The following is a 594-nucleotide window of genomic DNA, read 5'->3' on the forward strand; positions in this document are numbered from 1 at the left end:
CATCCGGAACTGTGTCCGGAAAAGCCGCGACGAACTGGTATCCCAGGTGGCCTGAACGAACAGTTCACCGTTAAAGGCGTGCATGGCCACACCTTCCCGAATCATCATGGTAAACGTGCGTTTTCGCTCAACGTCAATGCAGCAGCAGTCATCCTCGGCAAACTCTTTCCATGCCGCTTCAACCTCGCGGGAAAAGGCACGGGCTTCTTCCTCCCCGATGCCCAGATAGCGCCAGCTTGGGCGATGACTGAGCCGGAAAAAAGACCCGACGATATGATCCTGATGCAGCTGGATGGCGTTGGCGGCATAGCCGTTATTGCGTACCAGATCGTCTGCGCGGGCATTGCCACGGGTAAAGTTGGGCAACAGGGCTGCATCCACACTTTCACTCGGTGGGTTCCACGACCGCAACTGCCCTCCAAATCCGCTGCCACCGCCGTGATAACCGGCATATTCGCGCAGCGATGTCATGCCGTCCGGCCCCAGAAGGGTGGGAATGGTGGGCGTTTTCATACATAAAATCCTGCAGGTCCCCTGCGTCGCTGTGTCATGCCGGTCTGCACTTCCAGCTCTGCAATATATTTTTTCAGGTCA

2 protein-coding genes are annotated in these 594 nt (G+C 56.7%); both read right to left on the reverse strand.

The genetic code is table 11. The features are described from left to right. A partial coding sequence (locus tag ACJHXB_RS24785; RefSeq protein ID WP_197322387.1) for a phage portal protein occupies positions 1-513 on the reverse strand: 513 nt, incomplete at its 3' end. Then, on the reverse strand, positions 510-594 hold an 85-nt coding region (gene gpW, locus ACJHXB_RS24790), incomplete at its 5' end, for a gpW family head-tail joining protein (protein ID WP_001565244.1). The genes ACJHXB_RS24785 and gpW, both read right to left, overlap by 4 nt.

It is taken from the genome of Escherichia sp. WS3227_2 (assembly GCF_046486495.1).
GTDB classification, from domain to species: domain Bacteria; phylum Pseudomonadota; class Gammaproteobacteria; order Enterobacterales; family Enterobacteriaceae; genus Escherichia; species Escherichia coli.